The sequence below is a fragment of the Streptomyces pseudogriseolus genome (assembly GCA_002154585.1).
Taxonomy (GTDB): Bacteria; Actinomycetota; Actinomycetes; order Streptomycetales; family Streptomycetaceae; genus Streptomyces; species Streptomyces pseudogriseolus.
In genome coordinates, this window is the sequence record MUNG01000064.1 from 1 (window position 1) to 5617 (window position 5617).

Annotated in this window: 7 protein-coding genes; 4 read left to right on the top strand and 3 right to left on the bottom strand. The window is 71.2% G+C overall.

The features are described from left to right. Positions 1 to 156 precede the first annotated feature (156 nt). Positions 157 to 588, bottom strand: coding sequence for an ATP-binding protein (locus CCN29_RS07240; protein ID WP_031024197.1), 432 nt, complete (start codon positions 586 to 588; stop codon positions 157 to 159). A gap of 173 nt (positions 589 to 761) precedes the next feature. Between CCN29_RS07240 and CCN29_RS07245 the strand changes: the two genes are divergently transcribed. From CCN29_RS07245 to CCN29_RS07255, 3 genes are read left to right on the top strand one after another with little or no spacing between them, the layout of a single operon-like run. Continuing rightward, positions 762 to 1640: a helix-turn-helix domain-containing protein gene (locus tag CCN29_RS07245; RefSeq protein WP_006134213.1), complete on the top strand. Its 879-nt coding sequence runs from the start codon at positions 762 to 764 to the stop codon at positions 1638 to 1640. Continuing rightward, a complete protein-coding gene (locus tag CCN29_RS07250) occupies positions 1637 to 1846 on the top strand; it encodes a DUF397 domain-containing protein (protein WP_006134214.1) in 210 nt (69 codons plus the stop codon). The genes CCN29_RS07245 and CCN29_RS07250 overlap by 4 nt, the downstream gene beginning before the upstream one ends. Further along, positions 1803 to 2045, top strand: coding sequence for a DUF397 domain-containing protein (locus tag CCN29_RS07255; RefSeq protein ID WP_078592317.1), 243 nt, complete (start codon positions 1803 to 1805; stop codon positions 2043 to 2045). The genes CCN29_RS07250 and CCN29_RS07255 overlap by 44 nt, the downstream gene beginning before the upstream one ends. 156 nt (positions 2046 to 2201) lie before the next feature. Here CCN29_RS07255 and CCN29_RS07260 read toward each other — a convergent pair whose 3' ends face one another. Both CCN29_RS07260 and CCN29_RS07265 read right to left on the bottom strand, forming a co-directional pair. Then, complete coding sequence (locus tag CCN29_RS07260; protein WP_086680600.1) at positions 2202 to 2867, bottom strand: M23 family metallopeptidase; 666 nt, start codon at positions 2865 to 2867, stop codon at positions 2202 to 2204. A 354-nt stretch (positions 2868 to 3221) separates the two neighbouring features. Next, positions 3222 to 4484 (bottom strand): SLC13 family permease, encoded by a 1263-nt coding sequence (locus CCN29_RS07265; RefSeq protein ID WP_442538256.1) that lies wholly within the window; start codon positions 4482 to 4484, stop codon positions 3222 to 3224. 98 nt (positions 4485 to 4582) lie between these two features. Here CCN29_RS07265 and CCN29_RS07270 point away from each other — a divergent pair. Beyond that, positions 4583 to 5617, top strand: a 1035-nt coding sequence (locus CCN29_RS07270; RefSeq protein ID WP_442538257.1) for a sacsin N-terminal ATP-binding-like domain-containing protein, incomplete at its 3' end; no start/stop codon positions are given.

Genomic DNA, 5617 nt, shown 5'->3' on the forward strand with positions numbered 1-5617 from the left:
GCGCTGAGCGTAGAGGTGCCGAGGGCTCGAAACGCCAGTTGAGCGGCGGATGTTCACCCGCCCGAGTGATCGACTGCCTCGGGCGGAAAGGTGGGGCTCGGTGAGGTTCTTTTCCCCCGAGTACTCATAGGGGAAGGCGCCGACGGCACCGGAGCTTCAGATCTCGGGTTCCGGTGACGTAAGGCGTAGCTCTGCCCACACGGTCTTGCGCGGGAAGCGGTCCTCGGACACGCCCCAGCGGTCCGCGAGCGCCTCCACGAGAAGGAGGCCGCGGCCCGACTCTGCGTCGGTGGCGGGTGGTTGGTGCCGGGGCAGTTGATCGCCCCGGGTGTCGGTGACCTCGATACGGAGCGTGTCGCCCACCACGTAGAACGCGAGACGGAAGTCCCGTCCCGGTACGCGGCCGTGGGTGACGGCGTTGGCGGCCAGTTCGGCCACGACGTGACGTGCGGCCTCCGAGTCGTATCCCCAGTCGCGGAGATGGGCGTCCGTGAGGAGCCGGGCGAGGCGGGCGCTGCGCCGGGTCGCGGACAGCAGCACGCTGAAGTTCCTGACGGGGGCGGCTGGTTCGGCAGTTCGTTGATTCACATCACTCAGCGTGGCGGGAGTTGCGTACCGTGGAGTGTCACTCAGCGCGTGCGTACGGTCACTGTCCGGTGGTTGTCCGGTGCTGTCGTGGCTGTGCCGACGGTTGATGCGGGTAGGGCGCGGGATGCGTCACGCGTCACGCGTCACGGACGGTTCCGAGGGAGAGGTGCGGCATGACGGCGGTCGAGGCGGAGGCGGGTCGGCTCAAGGAAGAGGCGGACGAGCCCGGTTGGGAGGTCGACCCGGACGACGAGTGGGGCGTCGCGGTCATCACCACGGTGGGGCGGCAACTGAAGCTGCGGCGCGAGGCGGTGGGCATGCGGGCCGCCGAGTTCGGCCGGGCGGTCGGCTACGGCGAGGACATGATCTACAAGATCGAGGGCGGCAAACGGATTCCTCGCCAGGAGTTCCTGGACAAGGCGGACGAGGTGTTGGGAGCCGGCGGACTCATCGCGGCGGCGTGGGAGGACGTGAAGAAGGTCCGGTATCCGAAGAAGGTTCGGGCGCTGGGCAAGTTGGAAGGCAAGGCGGTCGAGATCGGCCTGTACGAGTGCAACAGCATCCACGGGCTGTTGCAGACGCCCGAGCATGCGCGAGCACTGTTCGAAGCATGCCAGCCGCCGTACTCGCCCGACGACGTGGAGCGCATGGTGACTGCGCGCATGGACCGGCAGTCCGTCTTCGACCGGAATCCAGCGCCTGCGATCCACTTCGTGATGGAAGAGGCGCCGCTCCGGCGTGAGATCGGAGGCACAATGGTGTGGCACCGACAGCTCGAACGCCTGCTTGAACTGGGCCGGTTGTGGAATGTCACGCTTCAGGTGATGCCGACCAAGAGCGACGCCCACCCGGGCCTGGATGGCAGGATCGAACTGCTGAAGTTCGCAGACGGTACAGCCGTAGGACGCGGAGACGGAGCGTTCAACGGACGTCCCGTCTCCGAGCCCCGGCAGCTCCGGATTCTTGAGCTGCAGTTCAACACCATCCGGGCACAGGCTCTCACTCCCCGGGAGTCACTGGCCTTCCTCAAGCGTCTGCTGGGAGAAACATGATTCACAAGGGATCCGCCGGGGACACGTCCGACCTGGAGTGGTTCAAGAGCAGCTACAGCAGTGGCACCAACGGTGAGTCCTGCGTCGAACTCGCCCTGACCCCCGGCACTGTCTACGTCCGCGACTCCAAGACCAGCGAAGGCCCCCGCATCGCCTTCACTTCTGACACGTGGGCGGCGTTCGTGCCGTACGCGTCCGGAGAATGATCACGCGGCCGGGTCCGTCTGCCGTTCGACGGGCGGGCGGACCGGCTGGTCGACCAACGACGGCAACTCGTGCGTCGAACCAGCCCTGACCCCTCGCACCGTCCACGTTCGTGACTCGAAGGACGTAACAGGCCCGAGCCTGACCTTCACCCCGCCCACCTGGGCGCACTTCGTCCCGTACGCGTCGGAGGCGCGGTGACGGGGCCTGGTACGCCCGGCGCTCGTCACGCGAGCTGGACGGTGCCGCCGGAGCACCGTGAGGATCCGGAGGCCGGGGCCTGATCCGGCACCCCGGCGCTGAAATGCGCGAACACCCCGAGGCGAGCCTCGGGGTGTTCGACAAACCGCGTGCGCGTCAGAGGGACACGCCATGCGCCCGCAGGAACGTCGCCGGGTTGACGGCGGAGCCGTAGTTAGGGGTCGTGCGGATCTCGAAGTGCAGGTGCGGACCGCTGGAGTTGCCGGTGTTGCCGGACAGGGCGATCTTCTGGCCGGTCTTGACGACCTGGCCGACCTTCACGTTCACGGACGACAGGTGGGCGTACTGGGAGTACGTCTTGTTGCCGTGCTTGATCACGATGGCGTTGCCGTACGCGGGACCGTCGCCCGCGCCGTTGCCGCCGGCCTTGACGACCGTGCCGCCGTGGGCGGCCATCACCGGGGTGCCGGTCGGGACGGCATAGTCCTGGCCGGAGTGCTTGTGGGCCCACATGCCGCCGTTCTGCGCGAAGCTCGCGGACAGCGTGTAGTTCTTGACCGGGGAGACCCAGGACGGGGTGGACTTCTTGGCGGCCTGGGTCGCCTTCTTCACCGCCGAGGCCTTCACGGCCTGCGTCTTCGCGGCCTCCGCCTTCGCGGCGGCCTGTGCCGGGGCCGATGCGGCCGGGGCGGAGTTGCCGGTGGAGGCGACCGCGACCCCGGCTCCCAGGACGGCCGTGGAGCCCAGACCGGCTGCCAGGACGGCGGCGCGGGTGCGAGTGACGGTCGTACGGGGGAAACGGGAAATGACGCGCTCGAACATGGAAACCTCATGGGGGAGGGGACGGGGGATGCCATCGGCGGAACGGGTCCGTGCCGTGCTGGCTGTTCCTTGGTAACCGGGACCGCCCAAAAGCCGCAAAGGTGTGACCTACGACGAAACGTCGTAGATACGGCATGAGATGCACGTCTCTTGACGGAGCACCCTCTACGGGGCGAAACCCCCCATTTCAAGCTGATCGATCGGGCTTGTGCGGCAAATGTCCGATTTCGAATCGGGCGTTTCGCCACTATTCCGCGTAGTACGGCCGACAGGTCCTGTGGAGCATGTCACCGAGGGCCCTCTTCGAATGTGGCGTGGGTCTCCGCAATCGCCGCAGAACCGCCCGGGCCGGGCTCACGTGCCGAACAGTTCCAGCGACAGCCACAGCGCCGCCGTCGACGCCACGAGCGCGGCCGGCACGGTGGCCAGCCCGAGCAGGGTGAAGCGCCGCAGGCTCACCTCGTGGTCGTGGTGGTGGACGATGCGGCGCCACAGCAGGGTGGCCAGCGAGCCCGCGTAGGTGAGGTTCGGGCCGATGTTCACGCCCAGCAGCACCGCGAGGACCGCGCCGGGGCCGGACGGCGCGGCCAGCGGGACCAGGGCGAGCACGGCGGGCAGGTTGTTGATCAGGTTGGCCAGCAGGGCCGCCAGCGCGGCGACCGCCAGCAGGGACAGCAGCCCGGTGCCGTCGGGCAGGACCGCGTCCAGCGCGTCGCCGAGACCCTGGTCGAGCACCGCCCGCACGACGACGCCCAGAGCCAGCACGAACGCCAGGAACGGCAGGTCCATCGCGCGCAGGAGCCCTACGACGCCGGTGCGGCGACGGGCCAGGGCCCGCACCGCCATCACTCCCGCCCCGGCCGCCGCGGCCCACGCGGGGTCGATCCCGGCGGCGGACGCCACCGCGAACCCGGCGAGCGTCGCCGCCACCGTCACCAGGGCGAAGAGCGGCACCTCCACCGGCTCGTCCCCCGTGTCCGGCGCCGTCGGTCCGGCCGACAGGTCGGCGGCGAAGAAGCGCCGGAAGACCACGTACTCCACGGCGATCGCCGCCAGCCACGGCAGCAGCATCAGCAGCGCGAAGCGGGTGAAGGTCAGGCCGGTCGCGGTGAACGCGAGCAGGTTCGTCAGGTTGGACACCGGCAGCAGCAGGGACGCCGTGTTCGACAGGTGCGCGCCCGCGTAGACGTGCGGTGCGGGGCGCGCGCCCATACGGGTCGCGGTGGCGAACACGACCGGCGTCAGCAGCACCACCGTCGCGTCCAGGCTGAGCACCGCCGTGATCAGCGAGGCCAGCGCGAACACCGCGCCCAGCAGCTTGCGCGGGCGGTGGTGCGACCAGCGGGCCATCCAGGTGCCGCACGCGTGGAAGAGGCCCTCCTCGTCGCACAGCCTGGCCAGCACCAGGACGGCGGCGAGGAAGCCGATCACCGGGCCGAGCCGCTCGGCCTCCTCCCGCACGGCCTCCGTGGTGATCGCGCCCGTCGCGACCACCACCCCGGCTGCGGGCACCGCGAAGGCCGCCTCCGGCCAGCGGAAGGGACGGACGACGGCACACACCAGCACCACGGCCAGCGCGGCGACGGACAGCGATTCGAGCAGCACAGTGCTGATCATCCACAAGGTGGGCGGCGCCCCGGACACCGCGTCCCCGTGGTGTCGCGGAGCGGTACCTTCGACCTCACGCAGATCAGGGCCCGATGAGGAGAGTCAACGTGAGCAAGTTCGTGCGGCCCGCCGCCGAAGGTGCCGACCCGTTCGGTACGGCGCGTCTGCGGCGTGGGGTCCTGGACGCGTGGGCCACCAGCCCCGCCCGGTTCCGGGAGGACGCCAACGCTGAGGAGGACCTCGTCCTCGGCGGCTACCGGGACCGGCTCGTCGTCGAGCTCGCGCAGAACGCCGCCGACGCCGCCGCCCGGGCCGGCGTGCCCGGACGCCTCCGGCTCACCCTGCGCGACGGGGTGCTGGTCGCCGCGAACACCGGCGCCCCGCTGGACGCGGCCGGCGTCGAGTCGCTGTCCACCCTGCGCGCCTCCGCCAAGCGGGACACCCCCGACCGGGCCGTCGGACGGTTCGGCGTCGGCTTCGCCGCGGTGCTCGCCGTCACCGACGAGCCCGCCGTCGTCGGCCGGCACGGCGGGGTGCGCTGGTCGCTCGCCGAGGCGCGGGACCTCGCCCGGGACACCGCCGGGCACAGCCCCGGCCTCGGCGACGAGATCCGCCGACGCGACGGACACGTACCGCTGCTGCGGCTCCCCTTCCCCGCCGAGGGCACCGCCCCCGATCCGTACGACACGGCCGTCATCCTGCCGCTGCGCGACACCGCCGCCGCCGATCTCGCCGAGCGGCTGCTGCACGCCGTCGACGACGCCCTGCTGCTCGCCCTGCCCGGCCTGGAGGAGGTCGTCGTCGAGACCGGGGACGACGCGCCCCGCACGCTGAGCCGGAGCGCCGAAGGCGACCTGACCGTGGTCACCGACTCCCGCGACGGCGTCACCCGCTGGCGCACCGCCGCCGCGCACGGCGCCCTCACCCCCGACCTGCTCGCCGACCGCCCCGTCGAGGAGCGGCTGCGCCCGCACTGGTCGGTCACCTGGGCCGTCCCCGTCGGCCCCGACGGCGCACCCGCCCGGCCGCGCACCGCCCCCGTGGTGCACGCCCCCACCCCCAGCGACGAGCCGCTCGGCGTGCCCTCCCTGCTCATCGCCTCCCTGCCGCTGGACTCCACCCGCCGGCACGCCGCCCCCGGC

Excerpts from the sequence above, each read along its gene's own strand:
- CCN29_RS07245 (WP_006134213.1), top strand. The coding sequence starts at position 762 with ATGACGGCGGTCGAGGCGGAGGCGGGTCGGCTCAAGGAAGAGGCGGAC.
- CCN29_RS07250 (WP_006134214.1), top strand. The coding sequence starts at position 1,637 with ATGATTCACAAGGGATCCGCCGGGGACACGTCCGACCTGGAGTGGTTC.
- CCN29_RS07260 (WP_086680600.1), bottom strand. The coding sequence starts at position 2,867 with ATGTTCGAGCGCGTCATTTCCCGTTTCCCCCGTACGACCGTCACTCGC.
- CCN29_RS07265 (WP_442538256.1), bottom strand. The coding sequence starts at position 4,484 with ATGATCAGCACTGTGCTGCTCGAATCGCTGTCCGTCGCCGCGCTGGCC.